The organism is Limnohabitans sp. WS1 (assembly GCF_003063265.1).
In the GTDB taxonomy this organism is placed as follows: Bacteria; Pseudomonadota; Gammaproteobacteria; order Burkholderiales; family Burkholderiaceae_C; genus Limnohabitans_A.
Map to the genome: position 1 here is coordinate 62,421 of NZ_NERU01000018.1, position 19,410 is coordinate 81,830.

Consider the following 19,410-nt stretch of genomic DNA (forward strand, 5'->3'; position numbering starts at 1 on the left):
GCAGCAGTGCTCAGCGGGCTGACAAAATTTCCCAGCGCTCCATGGCCGCCAGCAACACATCGTCGATTTCGGCATCGCGCTTGAACAGCTTTTGTGCCAAGCCCGGGTCGCGTTGGTAAATGCTGCCGTCCGCCAGTTGCGCACGGGCTGAGGCCTGCTCTTTTTCCAGCGCTTCGATTTTGGCGGGCAGCTCGGCCAGCTCGCGCTGCTCTTTGTAGCTGAGCTTGCTGCGGGCCGCAGCGGCCGGGGCGGCAGCCGTCGTGTCAGGGGCTACCGTGGCCGCTGGCGTTGAGCCACTTCGCTGAGCAGCCTGTGCCCGAATGGCCTGAGCGCGTTGTGATTGCACCAGCCAGTCCTGCACCGATCCCTCGTATTCGCGCCAGAAACCAGGTTGGTCCGGGGCGCTTTCGCAGGCGATGATGCCGGTGACCACGTTGTCCATGAAGGCGCGGTCGTGGCTGACCAGGAACACCGTGCCTTCGTAAGTCTGCAGCAGCTCTTCCAGCAACTCCAGGGTTTCGATGTCCAGATCGTTGGTCGGTTCGTCCAACACCAGCACGTTGGCGGGGCGTGCAAACAAACGCGCCAGCAACAGTCGGTTGCGCTCGCCCCCTGACAAAGAACGCACGGGCGAGGTGCCGCGTGCGGGCGAGAACAGAAAGTCGCCCAAGTAGCTTTTGACGTGCTGGCGTTTGTTGCCAATCTCGATCCATTCGCTGCCGGGGCTGATGAAGTCTTCCAGCGTCGCGTCCAGGTCCAGTGCGTCGCGCATCTGGTCAAAGTAGGCCACTTCCAGCTTGGTGCCGCGACGCACTTCGCCGCTGTCGGCTTCGAGCTCGCCCAGAATCAGTTTGAGCAGCGTAGTCTTTCCCGCGCCGTTGGGGCCCAGCAGACCAATCTTGTCGCCACGCAGCAAAGTGCCGGTGAACTTCTGGATGATGGTGCGAACCGAGCCGTCCGGCTGGGTGAAGCTCTTGCTCACGTCCGTCAATTCGGCCACCAGCTTGCCGCTGGGCACGCCCGAGGCGACTTCCATTTTCACGTTGCCGACCTTTTCACGGCGGGCAGCGCGTTCACTGCGCAGGTTTTGCAGGCGCGTGATGCGGCTTTGGCTGCGGGTGCGACGCGCTTCCACACCTTTGCGAATCCACACCTCCTCTTGGGCGAGCAGCTTGTCGGCTTTGGCCTGAATCACGGCTTCTTGCGCGAGCTGCTCTTCCTTTTGAACCTGGTAAGCGGCGTAGTTGCCCGGGTAGGGGCGCAGCTTGCCCCGGTCCAGTTCGACAATGCGCGTGGCAATACGGTCCAGAAACGCCCGGTCGTGTGTGATGGCGATCACGCTGCCTTTGAAGTCAATCAGCAGGTCCTCCAGCCAGGTGATGGCGTTCAGGTCCAAGTGGTTGGTGGGCTCATCTAACAAGAGCACATCAGGACGGGTCACCAAAGCCTGGGCCAATGCCACCCGCTTGCGCATACCGCCAGACAGCGATTGCACAATGGCGTTCGGGTCCAGCTTCAGGCGTTGCAGGGTTTCCTCCAGGCGTTGCTCCCAGCCCCAGCCGTCGCGCGATTCGATCAGTCCTTGCAGGGTGTCCAGATCTCCGCGGCTGTGCGTGTAATCGTCGATCCACTGCACCACTTCGGCCAGCCCCTCACGAACCGACTCAAAAATGGTGTGCTCGGGGACCAACACGGGTTCTTGCGCGACGTAAGCGATGCGAACGCCTTGTTGTATGTGCAGCGCGCCGTCATCCGGCCGCTCCATCCCGGCCAAAATTTTGAGCAGAGACGATTTGCCTGTGCCGTTGCGACCGATCAAGCCGATGCGCTCAGATGTCTCCAGGGAGAAGTCTGCGTGATCGAGGAGTGCGACATGACCAAAAGCCAGAGACGCGTTCAATAGAGTGAGTAAAGCCATAGGCCCATTATCCGGGTGGGGCCAGCAAAAAAATGCTCAACGAAGACAAAAAACCCACCAAGGTCGAAAAATCTGTGCCATAATCGAGGGCTTCGCTGCACACAAGTGAGGTTTTCGAAAGAAGCCAAGCAAATGCAACGAGGGGTTGGCGAAACAAACTTGGTGATCAAGAAAAATTTCAAAAACTTGACGCAGCAATAAGACTGCGTAGTCATGCAAGGCTTCGCTGATCGCAGTGAAGCAAGATAAGGTGATGAGAGTTGCCTGGGTTCTTTAAAAATATACAGCCGATAAGCGTGGGCGTTTGATGGTGATTGCCAAGTTCTTCGGAACTTAGCTTTGATTAGCTAACAAACGCTCATGAAGTAAAAAAGATGTGGATATCAGAGATGATGTTCGCGTCGATTCCAATTTATGAGTTGGTCGAAAGACCGAAAAAAATCAAGATCGAACTATAGAGTTTGATCCTGGCTCAGATTGAACGCTGGCGGAATGCTTTACACATGCAAGTCGAACGGTAGAGGGGGCAACCCCTTGAGAGTGGCGAACGGGTGAGTAATATATCGGAACGTGCCCAGTCGTGGGGGATAACGTAGCGAAAGTTACGCTAATACCGCATACGATCTAAGGATGAAAGCGGGGGACCGTAAGGCCTCGCGCGATTGGAGCGGCCGATATCAGATTAGGTAGTTGGTGGGGTAAAGGCTCACCAAGCCAACGATCTGTAGCTGGTCTGAGAGGACGACCAGCCACACTGGAACTGAGACACGGTCCAGACTCCTACGGGAGGCAGCAGTGGGGAATTTTGGACAATGGACGCAAGTCTGATCCAGCCATTCCGCGTGCAGGATGAAGGCCCTCGGGTTGTAAACTGCTTTTGTACGGAACGAAAAGGTCTCTCTTAATACGGGGGGCTCATGACGGTACCGTAAGAATAAGCACCGGCTAACTACGTGCCAGCAGCCGCGGTAATACGTAGGGTGCAAGCGTTAATCGGAATTACTGGGCGTAAAGCGTGCGCAGGCGGTTATGTAAGACAGAGGTGAAATCCCCGGGCTCAACCTGGGAACTGCCTTTGTGACTGCATAGCTAGAGTACGGTAGAGGGGGATGGAATTCCGCGTGTAGCAGTGAAATGCGTAGATATGCGGAGGAACACCGATGGCGAAGGCAATCCCCTGGACCTGTACTGACGCTCATGCACGAAAGCGTGGGGAGCAAACAGGATTAGATACCCTGGTAGTCCACGCCCTAAACGATGTCAACTGGTTGTTGGGTCTTCACTGACTCAGTAACGAAGCTAACGCGTGAAGTTGACCGCCTGGGGAGTACGGCCGCAAGGTTGAAACTCAAAGGAATTGACGGGGACCCGCACAAGCGGTGGATGATGTGGTTTAATTCGATGCAACGCGAAAAACCTTACCCACCTTTGACATGTACGGAAGTCGCTAGAGATAGCTTCGTGCTCGAAAGAGAGCCGTAACACAGGTGCTGCATGGCTGTCGTCAGCTCGTGTCGTGAGATGTTGGGTTAAGTCCCGCAACGAGCGCAACCCTTGTCATTAGTTGCTACATTCAGTTGGGCACTCTAATGAGACTGCCGGTGACAAACCGGAGGAAGGTGGGGATGACGTCAAGTCCTCATGGCCCTTATAGGTGGGGCTACACACGTCATACAATGGCTGGTACAAAGGGTTGCCAACCCGCGAGGGGGAGCTAATCCCATAAAACCAGTCGTAGTCCGGATCGCAGTCTGCAACTCGACTGCGTGAAGTCGGAATCGCTAGTAATCGTGGATCAGAATGTCACGGTGAATACGTTCCCGGGTCTTGTACACACCGCCCGTCACACCATGGGAGCGGGTCTCGCCAGAAGTAGTTAGCCTAACCGCAAGGAGGGCGATTACCACGGCGGGGTTCGTGACTGGGGTGAAGTCGTAACAAGGTAGCCGTATCGGAAGGTGCGGCTGGATCACCTCCTTTCTGGAAACTGCAATCTAAATTGAACGCTCACACTTATCGGTTGTTGGAAGGTTGTCGCTGAGGGCTTGGCTGATGCCTGGTCATTGGTGACCGGCTTGGGTCTGTAGCTCAGTTGGTTAGAGCACTGTGTTGATAACGCAGGGGTCGTTGGTTCGAGACCAACCAGACCCACCAATCCTTCTGAAAAGTGAGCGCTGCTTGGGCGCTCCGGACAAGATAACGGGGGATTAGCTCAGCTGGGAGAGCACCTGCTTTGCAAGCAGGGGGTCGTCGGTTCGATCCCGTCATCCTCCACCATTACTTATCGCGTAAATCGAATAAATCCAATAGCCTGGTGCAGGTTGTTTGGATCTTCATTCAAAACAAAAGTTGCTTGGCAAGACAAATGCAGAGGCTACTTTTGTGTTGATTGATATTGATCGATTGACAAGTGTCGCAAGACACACGGCTGTTCTTTAAAAATTCATAGAGTCGAATCAGAGTTGCCAGGGGAAACCGCACATTCGTAAAGGTTTAGTGCGGACCGTGCCCCTGGTGACAATTTTTTGATTGCGTCAAAACGAATATTCAAACGACGTTTGAAATTCAAGTAAAGACGAATTGTTCTTTTGATATTGGATGGAAACATCCTGTGTTGAGGAATTATTCATTTACGGCATAACGCGTCAGGTGAAAGACCTGACAGACATTCCTTGAAAATAACGATGAGTTCTCGACAAGAGAGTTCAAAGTTATAGGGTCAAGTGAATAAGAGCATGTGGTGGATGCCTTGGCAATGATAGGCGACGAAAGACGTGAAAGCCTGCGATAAGCTTCGGGGAGCTGGCAAATAAGCATTGATCCGGAGATTTCTGAATGGGGAAACCCACCCTTAGGGGTATCGCATGATGAATACATAGTCATGCGAGGCGAACCGGGTGAACTGAAACATCTCAGTAGCTCGAGGAAAAGACATCAACCGAGATTCCGAAAGTAGTGGCGAGCGAAATCGGAAGAGCCTGTTAGTGATAGCACAACTGTTAGCAAAGCGGCATGGAAAGGCCGGCCATAGTGGGTGATAGCCCCGTATGCGAAAACAGATGTGTGGTACTGAGCTAACGACAAGTAGGGCGGGACACGAGAAATCCTGTCTGAATATGGGGGGACCATCCTCCAAGGCTAAATACTCATCATTGACCGATAGTGAACAAGTACCGTGAGGGAAAGGCGAAAAGAACCCCGGGAGGGGAGTGAAATAGATCCTGAAACCGCATGCTTACAAAAAGTAGGAGCCTCGAAAGGGGTGACTGCGTACCTTTTGTATAATGGGTCAGCGACTTACATTCAGTGGCAAGGTTAACCGAATAGGGAAGCCGTAGAGAAATCGAGTCCGAATAGGGCGAATCAGTCGCTGGGTGTAGACCCGAAACCAAGTGATCTATCCATGGGCAGGATGAAGGTGCCGTAACAGGTACTGGAGGTCCGAACCGACTAATGTTGCAAAATTAGCGGATGACCTGTGGATAGGGGTGAAAGGCTAAACAAACTTGGAAATAGCTGGTTCTCTCCGAAAACTATTTAGGTAGTGCCTCAAGTATTACCATCGGGGGTAGAGCACTGTTTTGGCTAGGGGGTCATGGCGACTTACCAAACCAAGGCAAACTCCGAATACCGATGAGTACAGCTTGGGAGACAGAGCACCGGGTGCTAACGTCCGGACTCAAGAGGGAAACAACCCAGACCGCCAGCTAAGGTCCCTAAAATTGGCTAAGTGGGAAACGAAGTGGGAAGGCTAAAACAGTCAGGATGTTGGCTTAGAAGCAGCCATCATTTAAAGAAAGCGTAATAGCTCACTGATCGAGTCGTCCTGCGCGGAAGATGTAACGGGGCTAAGCCAGTTACCGAAGCTGCGGATTTGCAATTTATTGCAAGTGGTAGGAGAGCGTTCTGTAGGCCTGTGAAGGTGGTGGTGTAAACCCTGCTGGAGGTATCAGAAGTGCGAATGCTGACATGAGTAGCGTTAAAGGGGGTGAAAAGCCCCCTCGCCGTAAGCGCAAGGTTTTCTACGCAACGTTCATCGGCGTAGAGTGAGTCGGCCCCTAAGGCGAGGCAGAGATGCGTAGCTGATGGGAAACAGGTCAATATTCCTGTACCGATGACAAGTGCGATGTGGGGACGGAGAAGGTTAGCTCAGCCAACTGTTGGATATGTTGGTTCAAGCCTGTAGTCGTGCTCGGTAGGCAAATCCGCCGGGCTTAGATGAGGGGTGATAACGAGGGTGCTTGCACCTGAAGTGAGTGATACCCTGCTTCCAGGAAAAGCCACTAAGCTTCAGCTTGTCATTGACCGTACCGCAAACCGACACTGGTGCGCGAGATGAGTATTCTAAGGCGCTTGAGAGAACTCAGGAGAAGGAACTCGGCAAATTGATACCGTAACTTCGGGAGAAGGTATGCCCCAAGTAGGTGAACTCGAACAGAGGGAGCCCAACGGGGTTGCAAAAAATCGGTGGCTGCGACTGTTTAATAAAAACACAGCACTCTGCAAACACGAAAGTGGACGTATAGGGTGTGACGCCTGCCCGGTGCTGGAAGATTAAATGATGGGGTGCAAGCTCTTGATTGAAGTCCCAGTAAACGGCGGCCGTAACTATAACGGTCCTAAGGTAGCGAAATTCCTTGTCGGGTAAGTTCCGACCTGCACGAATGGCGTAACGATGGCCACACTGTCTCCTCCTGAGACTCAGCGAAGTTGAAATGTTTGTGATGATGCAATCTCCCCGCGGAAAGACGGAAAGACCCCATGAACCTTTACTGTAGCTTTGTATTGGACTTTGAACAGATCTGTGTAGGATAGGTGGGAGGCTTTGAAGCTGGAACGCTAGTTTCAGTGGAGCCGACGTTGAAATACCACCCTGGTGTGTTTGAGGTTCTAACCTAGGTCCATTATCTGGATCGGGGACAGTGCATGGTAGGCAGTTTGACTGGGGCGGTCTCCTCCCAAAGCGTAACGGAGGAGTTCGAAGGTACGCTAGTTACGGTCGGACATCGTGATAATAGTGCAATGGCATAAGCGTGCTTAACTGCGAGACTGACAAGTCGAGCAGATACGAAAGTAGGACATAGTGATCCGGTGGTTCTGTATGGAAGGGCCATCGCTCAACGGATAAAAGGTACTCTGGGGATAACAGGCTGATACCGCCCAAGAGTTCATATCGACGGCGGTGTTTGGCACCTCGATGTCGGCTCATCTCATCCTGGGGCTGTAGCCGGTCCCAAGGGTATGGCTGTTCGCCATTTAAAGAGGTACGTGAGCTGGGTTTAAAACGTCGTGAGACAGTTTGGTCCCTATCTTCCGTGGGCGCTGCAGATTTGAGGAAGCCTGCTCCTAGTACGAGAGGACCGGAGTGGACACACCTCTGGTGTATCGGTTGTCACGCCAGTGGCATTGCCGAGTAGCTAAGTGTGGAAGAGATAACCGCTGAAAGCATCTAAGCGGGAAACTCGTTTCAAGATGAGATCTGCCGGGGCCTTGAGCCCCCTGAAGAGTCGTTCAAGACCAGGACGTTGATAGGTCGGGTGTGGAAGCGCAGTAATGCGTTAAGCTAACCGATACTAATTGCTCGTGCGGCTTGACCCTATAACTTTGATCACACGCCGCAAGGTGTGCATTGGTCAAGGAAGTTATGCCAAGTTGACGCATTCAAAAAGGCCGAAAGGCTGGGTGGATAACCCGGTTAACAAGCCAAAATCTGATTCGAAACTCTATGAATTCGTTGTCTTGACTTGGTCAAGACGACACCAAGTTATGCCTGATGACCATAGCAAGTTGGCCCCACTCCTTCCCATCTCGAACAGGACCGTGAAACGACTTAGCGCCGATGATAGTGCGGATTCCCGTGTGAAAGTAGGACATCGTCAGGCTTCTAACAGCCCAAAACGCCTCACCGTTCGGTGGGGCGTTTTGCTTTGTGCGGAGCATTTCTGCATGAGCACCATTTCCTCTCTTACTTTCGTTTTCTACGGGTTACTCCCTGATTGACCGCACGTTCATTCACCTTAATACTTGAGGTTTGAAATATATAGGCCTTAATCAATGGCCTGTGCGATCTTTAGCAAAGAGAACGAACATGAAAATTGTGTGTATTGGTGGCGGTCCATCGGGTTTGTACTTTGCGTTGCTGATGAAAAAGCTCGGCCCCCACCACGACATCACCGTGGTGGAGCGAAACAAGCCCTATGACACCTTTGGCTGGGGCGTGGTGTTTTCTGACCAAACACTGGAGAACATGCGCCAGTGGGATCGCGAAACCGCCGCCGAGGTGGAGCAAGCGTTCAACCATTGGGATGACATTGAGCTGCACATCAAGGACCGCGTGATCCGCTCGGGCGGTCATGGTTTTGTCGGCATTGGCCGTAAAAAGTTGCTCAACATTCTGCAAGACCGCTGCGAGCAGGTGGGCGTCAAACTGCTGTTCGAGCAAGACGTGAACTCGGATCTGGACTTTCCCGATGCCGACCTCATCATCGCCAGCGATGGTGTCAACTCGCGTGTGCGCAGCCGCACACCAGAAATTTTCAAGCCCGACATCGTCACGCGTCCCAACCGCTTCATCTGGCTGGGCACGCACCGCCAATACGACGCTTTCACCTTTTTGTTCGAGAAGACCGAGCACGGCTGGTTTCAAGCGCACGTCTACAAATTCGACAACCAGACCTCCACCTTCATCGTCGAGTGCCCCGAGCATGTCTGGCTGGCACATGGCCTGGACAATGCCGACCAAGACGCGTCGATTGCCTTCTGTGAAAAGCTCTTTGCCAAAAACCTGCAAGGCGAAAAGCTGATGGCCAACGCTCGACACCTGCGTGGCTCAGCATGGCTGAACTTCCAGCGCGTGAAATGCGCCAACTGGTCGCACTTCAATGGCAACAGCCATGTGGTGCTGATGGGCGACGCGGTACATACCGCGCACTTTGCCATTGGCTCGGGCACCAAGCTCGCGCTGGAAGACGCCATCGAGCTGGTGCGCCAGTTCAAGGCGCTGGGCGACACCGCAGACCGCATTCCTGAGGTGCTGAAACATTACCAAGCCGTGCGCGAGATTGATGTGATCCGCCTGCAAAACGCCGCATGGAACGCGATGGAATGGTTCGAGGTGTGCGGTGAGCGCTACTGCGACCAGCTGGAACCCGAGCAGTTCATGTACTCCATGCTCACCCGCAGCCAGCGCATCAGCCACGAGAATTTGCGTCTGCGTGACAAAGCCTGGCTGGAAGGCTACGAGGCCTGGTTTGCAGGGCGCACGGCCACGCCGAGCATTCGTCCTCCAATGTTCACCCCCTACACCCAACGCTCAGTCACACTCAAGAACCGCGTGGTGGTCTCGCCGATGGCGCAATACATGGCCGTGGACGGCCGCGTGGGCGATGACCACCTGGTGCACCTGGGCGCACGCTCCATGGGTGGCGTCGGGCTGGTGATGGTCGAGATGACCGCGCCCAGTGCCGATGGTCGCATCACGCACGGCTGCCCGGGTTTGTGGAATGACCAGCAGACCACCGACTTTGCCAAGATCGTGGATTGGGTGCATGCCAAGTCGGACGCAAAGATCGGCCTGCAGATCGGCCATGCCGGACCCAAAGGCTCCACCTGCCGCCCTTGGCAAGGCCCGGGCATGGACCAGCCTGTGCCCGCTGACGACGCAGAAGGCAACTGGCCGCTGATCGCCGCATCGCCCATGCCCTATTTGCCCCATGGCGATGTACCCCGCGCCATGACCCGCGCCGACATGGACCGCGTCACGGCCGACTTCGTGGCCAGCACCCAGCGCGCAGCCCAAGCCGGGTTTGACTGGCTGGAGCTGCACTGCGCACACGGCTACTTGCTGTCGAGCTTCATCAGCCCGCTCACCAACCAACGCAGCGACGCATACGGCGGCTCGCTCGAAAACCGCCTGCGCTACCCGCTCGAAGTGTTTATCGCAGTGCGCGCCGCATGGCCAAAAGACCTGCCCATGTCGGTGCGCATCTCGGCGCACGACTGGGTGGAAGGCGGCATCACACCCACCGATGCGGTCGAGATCGCCCGCGCCTTCAAGGCCGCAGGCGCCGACATGATCGACTGCTCGTCGGGCCAGGTCAGTGCGCAGCAAAAGCCGACCTACGGCCGCATGTACCAAACCCCGTTTGCCGACCGCATCCGCCAAGAAGCCGGCATCGCCACCATCGCGGTCGGTGCCATCTCTGAGGCCGACCACGTCAACAGCATCCTGGCCGCAGGCCGCGCCGACCTGTGCGCCGTGGCTCGGCCGCACTTGGCCAACCCGGCTTGGACCTTGACAGAAGCAGCACGCATTGGCTTCAAAGACATCGCTTGGCCGCGTGCTTACGTTTCGGGCAAGCCGCAGCTCGAAGCCGGTTTTGCCCGCGAGCGTGCCCAGCAGGCTGCGACAAAGGGGGATTGATATGTTGAATGCTCATGGGGGGACTTCAACTTCCTTGAAATTTGAATTGGTGGGAGCCGCGCCCTCGCGGCGATTGGGCGTTCATCGCGGCGAGGGCTCCGCTCCCACAGAAAAAAATCAAGGAGAGGTGGCTCCAACAATTTCCAATCGCGGCGAGGGCGCCGCTCCTACAGGGAGCAAAGCATGCTGAGCAACCGCCATGCCCTCATCACCGGAGCCGGTGCAGGTATTGGCGCGGCCATCGCGTTGCAGCTCGCGCAAGCGGGTTGCCGCCTAACGCTCTGTGGCCGCTCGCAAGACAAGCTGCAGGCACAAGCCGAGGCGCTGCGCGCACAGGTGCCCGATGTGGCGGTGCTGATCGCGCCCATGGATGTGGCCGATGAACACGCCGTGCAAGCGGCGGTGCAGCAAGCGGAAGCTCGCTTTGGCCCGGTGAACATTTTGGTCAACAACGCGGGCCAGGCGCACAGCGCACCTTTTGCCAAGACCGATGCCGCGCTGTGGCAACAGATGCTGAACGTCAACCTCACAGGCACCTACTACTGCATCCAGGCGGTGCTGCCGGGCATGCTCGAAGCGGCCAAAGCAGGCACGCCCGGACGCATCGTCAACATCGCGAGCACAGCAGGCCTCAAAGGCTATGCCTATGTGAGCGCTTATGTGGCCGCCAAGCACGGCGTGGTGGGACTGACCAAAGCGCTGGCCCTCGAATTGGCCCGCAAAGGCGTGACCGTGAACGCCATTTGCCCCGGCTACACCGAGACCGACATCGTGCGCGAAGCGGTGCAAAACATCGTGAGCAAAACCGGCAAGAGCGAAGCCGAAGCACGCCAAGCGCTGGCCGCCAACAACCCGCAGCAGCGCCTGGTGCAGCCGCACGAAGTGGCGCAAAGCGTCTTGTGGCTGTGCGCGGCGGGCAGCGATGCGATCAACGGTCAATCGATTGCCATTGATGGTGGGGAGCTGGTGTCATGAGTGCACGACAAGACACCGACATGGAAGTGCGCGCGCACGCCGACCACCACGCCTCGTTGCGCCTGTGGTTGCGTCTGCTCTCGGCCACCACCCGCATCGAAGACACCATCCGCCAACGGTTGCGCGAACAGTTTGACATCACGCTGCCGCGCTTTGACCTGATGGCCCAGCTCGAGCGCGAGCCGCAAGGCTTGTCGATGAGCGAGTTGTCGCGCCGCATGATGGTCACGGGTGGCAACGTCACCAGCATCGTCGACCAGCTCGAAAAAGAACAACTGGTGCAGCGGCAAATGCAGGCCAATGATCGCCGTTCCTATACGGTCAGCCTGACCGATGCCGGGCGCAGCGCTTTCACGGCCATGGCCCTGGCCCACGAGGGCTGGGTCGTCGAGCTGCTGTCGCCGCTGGCTGAGCGAGAACAAACACAACTGCATCAATTGCTGGGCACCTTGAAGTCCGGCAACCCTAAAAATTCTGAGGAGACAAAATGACCCAACGCTACCTGCCCGGCCAGCCGCACCAGCTGCCCCGCCACAACCAGCCCATGGCGGGTTACCAGCCCGAGCATTTTTTGCTGTCCGTCAAAGACGGTGTGGCCACGGTGAGCCTGAACCGCCCCGAGCGCAAGAACCCGTTGTCGTTTGATTCGTATGCCGAGCTGCGTGACTTTTTCCGCGCCTTGCCCTACGCCCCCGACATCCATGCCGTGGTCATCGCGGGCGAGGGCGGCAACTTCTGCTCAGGTGGTGACGTGCACGAAATCATCGGCCCGCTCACGAAGCTGGACATGCCCGGCCTGCTTGCCTTCACCCGCATGACGGGCGACTTGGTCAAGGCGATGCGCGCCTGCCCACAACCCATCATCGCGGCGATCGACGGCGTGTGCGCGGGCGCAGGCGCGATCCTGGCTATGGCGTCTGACCTGCGCTACGGCACCGAACGCAGCAAGACTTATTTCCTTTTCAACAAGGTCGGCTTGGCCGGTTGCGACATGGGCGCGTGCGCGCTCTTGCCTCGCATCATCGGCCAAGGCCGTGCGAGCGAGTTGCTGTTCACCGGGCGCGGCCTGGGCGCGCTGGAGGCCGAGCGCTGGGGTTTTTACAACCGCGTGTGCGAGCCAGGCACTGTTTTGGCCGATGCACAGGCCATCGCCGCCCAGCTGGTGGCCGGCCCCACCTTTGCCAACGGCATCACCAAAAAAATGCTGCAACAAGAGTGGAACATGGGCGTGGATGAAGCCATTGAGGCCGAAGCCCAGGCCCAAGCGATCTGCATGGCCACCAACGACTTCCACCGGGCGTACCACGCCTTTGTGGCCAAGCAAACGCCCGTTTTTGAAGGGGACTGAGCTATGTCAGACCACCCAGCCACGCACCCGCCAGAACTCGACTGGCCTTTCTTTGACAACAGCCACCGCGACTTCAAAGTGCGGCTGGACGCTTGGTGCCAACAGCACCTTGCCCACGCGCACCACGACGAAAGCCGCGACGCGGTGGATGCCGAATGCATCCGCCTGGTGCGCCTGCTGGGCGCAGGCGGTTGGCTCAAGCATGCAGTGTCCGGCACGGCCTATGGCGCAGCGTCTGACGTGATCGACACCCGTCAGCTCTGCCTGCTGCGCGAGACGCTGGCTTTTCACAACGGCTTGTCAGACTTCGCGTTTGCCATGCAGGGCTTGGGCACAGGCGCCATCAGCCTCATGGGCACCGCCGATCAAAAGCAGCGCTATCTGCCGCGTGTGGCGTCGGGTCAGGCCTTGAGCGCCTTTGCCCTGAGCGAACCCGATGCAGGCTCCGACGTGGCCGCCATGCAGTGCAGCGCCACGGTCACGGCAGACGGCTATGTGCTCAACGGTCGCAAGACCTGGATCAGCAACGGCGGCATCGCCGACTTTTATGTGGTGTTCGCCCGCACGGGCGAAGCGCCCGGGGCACGGGGCATCACGGCTTTCATTGTCGATGCCGATACACCCGGTTTGTCGATTGAAGAGCGCATCGACGTGGTCGCCCCTCACCCGCTGGCTACGCTCAAGTTTGACAACTGCAAGGTCGCTGCCAACCAACGCATTGGCGAAGCGGGCCAAGGCTTCAAGGTCGCCATGGCCACCCTTGATGTGTTCCGCACCTCGGTGGCCGCAGCCGCTTTGGGTTTTGGGCGGCGTGCGCTGTACGAGTCCATTGCTTGGGCGCGTTCGCGCAAGATGTTTGGCCAAAGCTTGGGCGACTTTCAAATCACCCAGACCAAGATCGCGCAGATGGCCACCCTGCTGGACGCGGCCACGCTCTTGACGTATCGCGCTGCTTGGCTGCGCGACCAGGGCGGGCGCATCACCCGTGAAGCGGCCATGGCCAAGATGACCGCTACCGAAAACGCCCAACAGATCATCGACATGGCGGTGCAGATGCACGGGGGCAAGGGCGTCAAAAAAGGCGTGATGGTGGAGTCGCTGTACCGCGAGATTCGGGCGTTGCGCATTTACGAAGGCGCCACCGAAGTGCAGCAGCTGATCATTGGCAAGGATGTGTTGAAGGGCTGATGGTTCGCTGCGGCTGATCGGGTGAGCTGAAGAGGGGCCCCGGGGGCGGGGGCCTCATGCTGCGGGGGTACGCAGAAATCGGCCCCCGCCCCCGGGGCCCCTCGACAGCGTGGCGCGGCAAACGCTGCACAACAGAAATAAAAAATGGAGACAAGGACATGAAGGACTGGAACCAACTGCTGCCCAGCAGCCACACCGACACGTTTGCGCGTGACCGGCTGCCGCCCCAAGATCAACTGCCTGTGTTCATTACGGATCGGCCCGAGCTGGACTACCCGGACCAGATCAATTGCGCGGTGGAATTGGTGGACCGCCATGTGCAGGCAGGCAAAGGCGATCGCATCGCGCTGCATGGCGTGAACGATTTCAACAAGGGCGGCGGCGACTTCAGTTGGACGTATGCGCAGTTGCAAGACAAGAGCAACCGCATCGCCCAGGTGCTGACACAAGACATGGGCCTCGTGCCCGGCAACCGCATTTTGCTGCGCGGCGGCAACAGCCCCATGATGGCAGCTTGCTTGCTGGGCGCGCTCAAGGCGGGCTTGGTGGCGGTGCCCACCATGCCGTTGCTGCGTGCGGGCGAGTTGGCACAGATCATCGACAAAGCGCAGGTCAGCGCTGCGCTTTGCGACAGCCTGCTGGCCGACGAACTGCAGCACTGCATGACGCCCAGCCACGCCAGCCACATGGCCAGCTTGCAGCAGTTGGTTCAGTTCCGCAGCGATGCCCCTGATGGCCTGGAGCAGCGCATGACGCAGCAGACGGGTGCGTACACCGCCCACACCACCAGCCGCGACGACGTGTGCCTGATCGCCTTCACCAGCGGCACCACAGGCAAGCCCAAGGGCACCATGCACTTCCACCGCGATGTGCTGGCCATGTGCGATTTGTTCCCGCGTCACATCTTGCAAATGAACGAAAACGATGTGGTTTGCGGCACGCCGCCCATCGCCTTCACCTTCGGCTTGGGCGGTCTGCTGGCGTTCCCGCTGCGCTATGGCGCGAGCACCGTGCTGCTCGAAAAGCACACGCCCGAGACCTTGATGCAGACCATTGCCAAGTACCGCGCCACGCAGTGCTACACCGCGCCCACCATGTACCGGCAGATGGCGACGCTGGCCAAAGGCATTGACCTGTCGAGCCTCAAGCACCCCGTTTCGGCAGGCGAGGCCTTGCCCGACGCCACCCGCCAGCTGTGGAAGCAGGCCACGGGCATCGAGATGACCGACGGCATTGGCGGCACCGAAGTGATCCACATCTACATCTCCAGCGCGGGCGCGCAAGTGCGCCCCGGCAGCATTGGCCAAGTGGTGCCCGGCTATGTGGCGCAGATCGTGGGCGACGACATGCAACCCGTGCCGCCCGGCACCGTGGGTCGACTGGCCGTGCGTGGCCCCACAGGCTGCAAATACCTGGCCGACCCGCGCCAACAAGACTATGTGAAAGACGGCTGGAACCTGCCCGGTGATACCTTCGTCATGGACGCCGACGGTTACTTCAGCTACCAGGCGCGCAACGACGACATGATCATCTCGGCGGGCTACAACATCGCAGGCCCCGAGGTGGAAGGCGCTTTGCTGCAACACCCGGCCGTGGCCGAATGCGGCGTGGTCGGCATGCCCGACGAAGACCGCGGGCACATCGTGCAGGCCTATGTGGTGCTCAAGCCCGGCCACACGGGCGACGCGGCCATGGAAAAAGCCCTGCAAGAGCATGTAAAACAAACCATCGCCCCGTTCAAGTACCCGCGCAAGGTGGTCTTTTTGGACGCCTTGCCCCGCACCGAAACCGGCAAACTGCAGCGCTTCAAGCTGCGTCAAATGGATTGATCGCATGCCGAAGCAGGCTCTTTGTAGGAGCTTGCCCTGCAAGCGATGGCGTGCAAACCAACATCGCCAGCAGGGCTGGCCCCTACAAAGACAGATGAACACTTTTATGGAAAGAAACCCCATGTTCAACATCCTCCAACCAGAAGGCTGGGCACCTGCCAAAGGCTATGCCAACGGCATCGAAGCGCGTGGCCGCATGGTGTTCGTCGCGGGCATGATCGGCTGGAACGGCCAGGCCCAATTCGAGACCGACGACTTTGTGGCCCAGTGCCGCCAGGCCCTGCAAAACATCGTCGACACGCTCGCGTGCGCAGGCGCAGGCCCCCAGCACATGGCCCGCATGACCTGGTACGTCAAAGACAAGAAGGAATACCTCGCACGCGGCAGGGAGCTGGGCAAGGTCTATCAGGAAGTGATTGGCAAGAACTACCCGGCCATGACGCTGGTACAGGTGGCTGATTTGGTGGAAGACCGGGCCCTGGTCGAGATCGAAGTGACAGCTGTGGTTCCGGAGTGAACTAAAAAGGATTTGGTTAAAAGCTGGAGAAAGCCCAGATCGATCGGCAGGTTTAGGCTGTAAGCTGACTACGACAAGCTTGCACCAAGGGCGGGAACCGACGATAAAGCGTAAGTCCAAGCCAACAGGTTTGGCGCAGCCAAGCAGTCATTGATCATGGCCTGCGGCGGTCGGCCGGTTCCTACCGTTCGATGCACGGAAATGAGCGAGAGGACAGTGCGCATAGCGGAAGTTAAGGTGCAGCCAACACAGGCGTCAAAGGCTAGTGGAGTCCCTCATAATCAAAACCTGCCCCTCTCTTGTCGATGTGCCGACCTTTCATCATGGATAAATTCTTGCTGCAGCAGCAGGTGCTGGACCGGCTCGCCGAGGACCTTCTGCAAGCAGAACAGGCAGTGCGTGCGGCCCATGAAGCGGCGACTCACGAAGAAAACATTGCCGAAAACAAATACGACACACTTGGACTCGAAGCCGCCTACCTTGCCACCGGCCAGGCTCGACGCGCTGAAGACATTCGCCAGGCGCTTGCCAATTGGCGCCAATTCCGCCCGCGCCCCTATGACGCCAGCAAAGGTATACAGCTCGGCGCGCTGGTCTTCCTAGTCGATTCCGCCGACAAGCAGCAACTGCTCTTTCTCGGGCCGGATGGGGGCAGCATGAAGTTGGTCAGCGGCGCACAGCTCATTCAGGTCATCAGCAGCGAAGCCCCTTTGGGTAGGGCGATGCTGGGTAAATACGAGGGTGATGAGGTGTGGATACAGGTTGCTTCAATCCGACAGCAATTTGAGGTGCTGCGGGTCAATTAATCAGCAAGCAAGCCCAAGCCAAATTGGCATACTGGCCCAGGGCCTTGCACCAAAGCCAAGTAACTACTGTTGGCCGATATTTGCCCTCCTGCGGACCAACGCCAATGTCCGCTCCCGCTGCCATGCAGCCATTGAGTCTTAGCCCCAACCACTTGCCGCAGAGATTGCAATAAATGGTTCACCCAAACCTAAAGCCCAAAATTTTGGCTGTGCCCTTGCGCGCTCAGGTACTGCCATGCGCCGCAATCAAGCTCTCCAACATGAGCTTGAGTTGATGGGCCGGGTCCGCACCCAAAGCAGACACCACCTGGGCTTCGTGCGCTTTGGCTTGTTTCAGCAGGGGCTGCACTTTACGCCGACCTGCGGCTGTTAGGCTGACCAGGCTTTGCCGTTTGTCGTGTGCGGCGTCGCACCGCTTGACCCACCCGGCGTCTTGCATGCGGCCCACCAGCTTGGTCACGGTGGGTTGTTTGGCCAACACGATGCTGGCGAGTTCGTTGATGCTCAAACTGTCTTTGCCCGACAGACTGGCCATGACGCGCCACTCCATCAGGCTCAGGCCGCTGGCTTCGACCACGGCGTGGAACTCGCTCGAAATCAAATGGCTGGCGCGTGCCAGCAAATAGGCCAGGTAGTCGTCGACAAAGCCTGCCGAGTTGGTCATGGCAGAGGATGGGGCAGAGGCGTGGTGGTGCTGAACTGACCGCCCTGGTAAACGAGCGGGGCTGATCCATCGCTGAAGCCGCAGCGTTCTACCTCACCCACAAAAATCACATGGTCGCCTTCTTCGTGGCGGCTGCGGTTGTGGCATTCAAACCAGGCCAGAGCGCCATTCAAAATAGGCAAACCCGACTCGCCCAGCGTGTAAGCGGTGTCGGCAAAGCGATCGCCTTTGCCGAAGGCAAAACGGTTGCAGACATCCAGCTGATCGGCGGCCAGCACGTTCACCACGTAATGCGTGCCCGCATGGAAAAGCGGTGCGCTGCTGGCGCCTTGACCCAGGCTCCACAGCACCAACGGGGGCGTGAGCGACACCGAGTTGAATGAACTGGCTGTGATGCCCACAAAGCTGCTGCTGGCCGAATCGCCCTTGCGTGCGCCTGGCGCGAACGTGGTGATGACGGTCACCCCCGTGGCAAAGCGCGAGAGGGCTTGCTTGAAATGCGGCGTTTCAAAGTCTGGACTCAGCGCTTTGATGTGTGATGGGGGGGCTTGATGCATGGGTGGATGATAGTTGAATTGCATGAATTTTCATATAAACTGACCATTCATGTCTGCAGGTGAACCGTTCAGAGCTGTAGGCCAAGGAGACAAGCATGCTGGTGGAACGAATCGAAAACAGGTGGCTCGCGGCCTTTACCCGCACCTTCACGTTGTGTAAGGTGCAGCCCGGTGAGGTGGTGGCCATTTTGGCCGAAACCCAATCACGACGGGTCAACGTGGACTTGGCCCGCCTCGCGCTGGAGGCCATGGGCGCCCGTGTGTTCGAAGTGACGTTGACGACGCCTGCACTGACTGCCCCCGCGCCCGTGCGCTCCACAGGCGCCAGCGACGCGATTGGCCAGCTCGGCCCCGTGGTGGCTGCATTGGCCCGCGCCGACATGGTGGTGGACTGCACCGTCGAAGGCCTGCTGCACGCGCCCGAGTTGCCGACCATCATGAAGGGCGTGGACGGGCACATGCCGCGTCTGCTCATGGTGTCCAACGAGCACCCTGAAATTTTGGAGCGCACCGTGCCCGATCCGGCGCTCGAGGGCGTGGTGCGTGCCGCCATGAAGAAACTGCGTGGCGCACAGCAGATGCACGTCACGTCTGCCGCAGGCACCGACCTGCGCGTGAACCTGAAACATGGCGACAAACAAGCGGTGGTCGGCGGCGTGTGGGGCTTTTGCCCCAAGCCGGGCATGGTGTCGCACTGGCCTGCCGGGCTGGCGCTGGCTTTTCCGGCCGCAGGCAGTGTCAACGGCACGCTGGTCATGGCTCCGGGCGATGTGAACCTCACCTTCAAAAGCTATTTGCGCGACACGATCCGCCTGACCATCGAGAACGACAGCGTGGTCGCCATCGAGGGGCAGGGCGTGGACGTGGACATGATGCGCGGCTACTGGAAAGCCTGGGAAGACGCCGAAGGCCACCGCGCCGCTTATGCCGTCTCGCATGTGGGCTTTGGCCTCAACCCGGCGGCGCGTTGGGACGCCATGGCGTTCTACGACAAGCGCGATTGCAATGGCACCGAGCTGCGTGCCTTTGCGGGCAACTTTTTGTATTCGACCGGGGCCAACGAAGTTGCGGGCCGCCACACCCTGGGCCACTTTGACCTGCCCATGCGCGGCTGCACCATCCGGCTCGACGACACTGTGGTTGTTGATGCGGGCCAAGTCGTGAGCGCGGTGCTGGCATGAGCGCC

The 19,410-nt window shown here is 58.2% G+C and carries 12 protein-coding genes, 2 tRNA genes and 3 rRNA genes; 14 read left to right on the forward strand and 3 right to left on the reverse strand.

Annotated elements, in window-relative coordinates:
• Nucleotides 1–10 precede the first annotated feature (10 nt).
• Nucleotides 11–1,918 (reverse strand): ATP-binding cassette domain-containing protein, encoded by a 1,908-nt coding sequence (locus B9Z48_RS17915; RefSeq protein ID WP_108380177.1) that lies wholly within the window; start codon nucleotides 1,916–1,918, stop codon nucleotides 11–13.
• Between the two features lie 449 nt (nucleotides 1,919–2,367).
• Here B9Z48_RS17915 and B9Z48_RS17920 point away from each other — a divergent pair.
• From B9Z48_RS17920 to B9Z48_RS17980, 13 genes are all read left to right on the forward strand, one after another.
• Nucleotides 2,368–3,898, forward strand: a 16S ribosomal RNA gene (locus B9Z48_RS17920).
• 97 nt (nucleotides 3,899–3,995) lie between these two features.
• Nucleotides 3,996–4,072: transfer RNA gene (locus B9Z48_RS17925), tRNA-Ile, on the forward strand.
• A gap of 47 nt (nucleotides 4,073–4,119) precedes the next feature.
• Nucleotides 4,120–4,195: transfer RNA gene (locus tag B9Z48_RS17930), tRNA-Ala, on the forward strand.
• Between the two features lie 440 nt (nucleotides 4,196–4,635).
• A 23S ribosomal RNA gene (locus B9Z48_RS17935) occupies nucleotides 4,636–7,516 on the forward strand.
• A 171-nt stretch (nucleotides 7,517–7,687) separates the two neighbouring features.
• Nucleotides 7,688–7,800, forward strand: a 5S ribosomal RNA gene (rrf, locus tag B9Z48_RS17940).
• The 16S, 23S and 5S rRNA genes sit together here with 2 tRNA genes alongside, the layout of an rRNA operon.
• Before the next feature lie 206 nt (nucleotides 7,801–8,006).
• Complete coding sequence (locus tag B9Z48_RS17945; protein ID WP_108380178.1) at nucleotides 8,007–10,340, forward strand: bifunctional salicylyl-CoA 5-hydroxylase/oxidoreductase; 2,334 nt, start codon at nucleotides 8,007–8,009, stop codon at nucleotides 10,338–10,340.
• A 183-nt stretch (nucleotides 10,341–10,523) separates the two neighbouring features.
• A complete protein-coding gene (locus B9Z48_RS17950; protein WP_089956247.1) occupies nucleotides 10,524–11,315 on the forward strand; it encodes an SDR family NAD(P)-dependent oxidoreductase in 792 nt (263 codons plus the stop codon).
• Nucleotides 11,312–11,806 carry a MarR family winged helix-turn-helix transcriptional regulator gene (locus B9Z48_RS17955; protein WP_089956244.1) on the forward strand — a complete coding sequence of 165 codons (495 nt, stop codon included), beginning with the start codon at nucleotides 11,312–11,314 and terminating at the stop codon, nucleotides 11,804–11,806. The genes B9Z48_RS17950 and B9Z48_RS17955 overlap by 4 nt, the downstream gene beginning before the upstream one ends.
• A complete protein-coding gene (locus B9Z48_RS17960; RefSeq protein WP_089956240.1) occupies nucleotides 11,803–12,663 on the forward strand; it encodes an enoyl-CoA hydratase family protein in 861 nt (286 codons plus the stop codon). The genes B9Z48_RS17955 and B9Z48_RS17960 overlap by 4 nt, the downstream gene beginning before the upstream one ends.
• Before the next feature lie 3 nt (nucleotides 12,664–12,666).
• The gene (locus B9Z48_RS17965; protein ID WP_089956236.1) at nucleotides 12,667–13,851 is read left to right on the forward strand and encodes an acyl-CoA dehydrogenase family protein; all 1,185 of its coding nucleotides are present in this window, start codon (nucleotides 12,667–12,669) and stop codon (nucleotides 13,849–13,851) included.
• A 176-nt stretch (nucleotides 13,852–14,027) separates the two neighbouring features.
• Nucleotides 14,028–15,680 (forward strand): AMP-binding protein, encoded by a 1,653-nt coding sequence (locus tag B9Z48_RS17970; protein WP_199233549.1) that lies wholly within the window; start codon nucleotides 14,028–14,030, stop codon nucleotides 15,678–15,680.
• 121 nt (nucleotides 15,681–15,801) lie between these two features.
• Complete coding sequence (locus tag B9Z48_RS17975) at nucleotides 15,802–16,197, forward strand: RidA family protein (RefSeq protein ID WP_089956231.1); 396 nt, start codon at nucleotides 15,802–15,804, stop codon at nucleotides 16,195–16,197.
• Between the two features lie 323 nt (nucleotides 16,198–16,520).
• Complete coding sequence (locus B9Z48_RS17980) at nucleotides 16,521–17,003, forward strand: GreA/GreB family elongation factor (protein ID WP_089956228.1); 483 nt, start codon at nucleotides 16,521–16,523, stop codon at nucleotides 17,001–17,003.
• A gap of 223 nt (nucleotides 17,004–17,226) precedes the next feature.
• Here the strand turns inward: B9Z48_RS17980 and B9Z48_RS17985 are convergent, their stop codons facing one another.
• Together B9Z48_RS17985 and B9Z48_RS17990 are read right to left on the reverse strand one after the other, a co-directional pair.
• Entirely contained in the window at nucleotides 17,227–17,667 is a 441-nt protein-coding gene (locus tag B9Z48_RS17985) for a MarR family winged helix-turn-helix transcriptional regulator (protein ID WP_089956224.1), read from the reverse strand.
• Nucleotides 17,664–18,224, reverse strand: a complete 561-nt coding sequence (locus B9Z48_RS17990; RefSeq protein ID WP_108380180.1) for a flavin reductase family protein — start codon at nucleotides 18,222–18,224, stop codon at nucleotides 17,664–17,666. The genes B9Z48_RS17985 and B9Z48_RS17990 overlap by 4 nt, the downstream gene beginning before the upstream one ends.
• A 95-nt stretch (nucleotides 18,225–18,319) precedes the next feature.
• Between B9Z48_RS17990 and B9Z48_RS17995 the strand changes: the two genes are divergently transcribed.
• A complete protein-coding gene (locus B9Z48_RS17995; protein ID WP_089956216.1) occupies nucleotides 18,320–19,405 on the forward strand; it encodes a peptidase M29 in 1,086 nt (361 codons plus the stop codon).
• Nucleotides 19,406–19,410: the final 5 nt, after the last annotated feature.

What these genes read in the sequence shown, in the direction of transcription:
- B9Z48_RS17915 (WP_108380177.1), bottom strand. Translation starts at nt 1,918, where the DNA reads ATGGCTTTACTCACTCTATTGAACGCGTCTCTGGCTTTTGGTCATGTC.
- B9Z48_RS17945 (WP_108380178.1), top strand. Translation starts at nt 8,007, where the DNA reads ATGAAAATTGTGTGTATTGGTGGCGGTCCATCGGGTTTGTACTTTGCG.
- B9Z48_RS17950 (WP_089956247.1), top strand. Translation starts at nt 10,524, where the DNA reads ATGCTGAGCAACCGCCATGCCCTCATCACCGGAGCCGGTGCAGGTATT.
- B9Z48_RS17955 (WP_089956244.1), top strand. Translation starts at nt 11,312, where the DNA reads ATGAGTGCACGACAAGACACCGACATGGAAGTGCGCGCGCACGCCGAC.
- B9Z48_RS17960 (WP_089956240.1), top strand. Translation starts at nt 11,803, where the DNA reads ATGACCCAACGCTACCTGCCCGGCCAGCCGCACCAGCTGCCCCGCCAC.
- B9Z48_RS17965 (WP_089956236.1), top strand. Translation starts at nt 12,667, where the DNA reads ATGTCAGACCACCCAGCCACGCACCCGCCAGAACTCGACTGGCCTTTC.
- B9Z48_RS17975 (WP_089956231.1), top strand. Translation starts at nt 15,802, where the DNA reads ATGTTCAACATCCTCCAACCAGAAGGCTGGGCACCTGCCAAAGGCTAT.
- B9Z48_RS17980 (WP_089956228.1), top strand. Translation starts at nt 16,521, where the DNA reads ATGGATAAATTCTTGCTGCAGCAGCAGGTGCTGGACCGGCTCGCCGAG.
- B9Z48_RS17985 (WP_089956224.1), bottom strand. Translation starts at nt 17,667, where the DNA reads ATGACCAACTCGGCAGGCTTTGTCGACGACTACCTGGCCTATTTGCTG.
- B9Z48_RS17990 (WP_108380180.1), bottom strand. Translation starts at nt 18,224, where the DNA reads ATGCATCAAGCCCCCCCATCACACATCAAAGCGCTGAGTCCAGACTTT.
- B9Z48_RS17995 (WP_089956216.1), top strand. Translation starts at nt 18,320, where the DNA reads ATGCTGGTGGAACGAATCGAAAACAGGTGGCTCGCGGCCTTTACCCGC.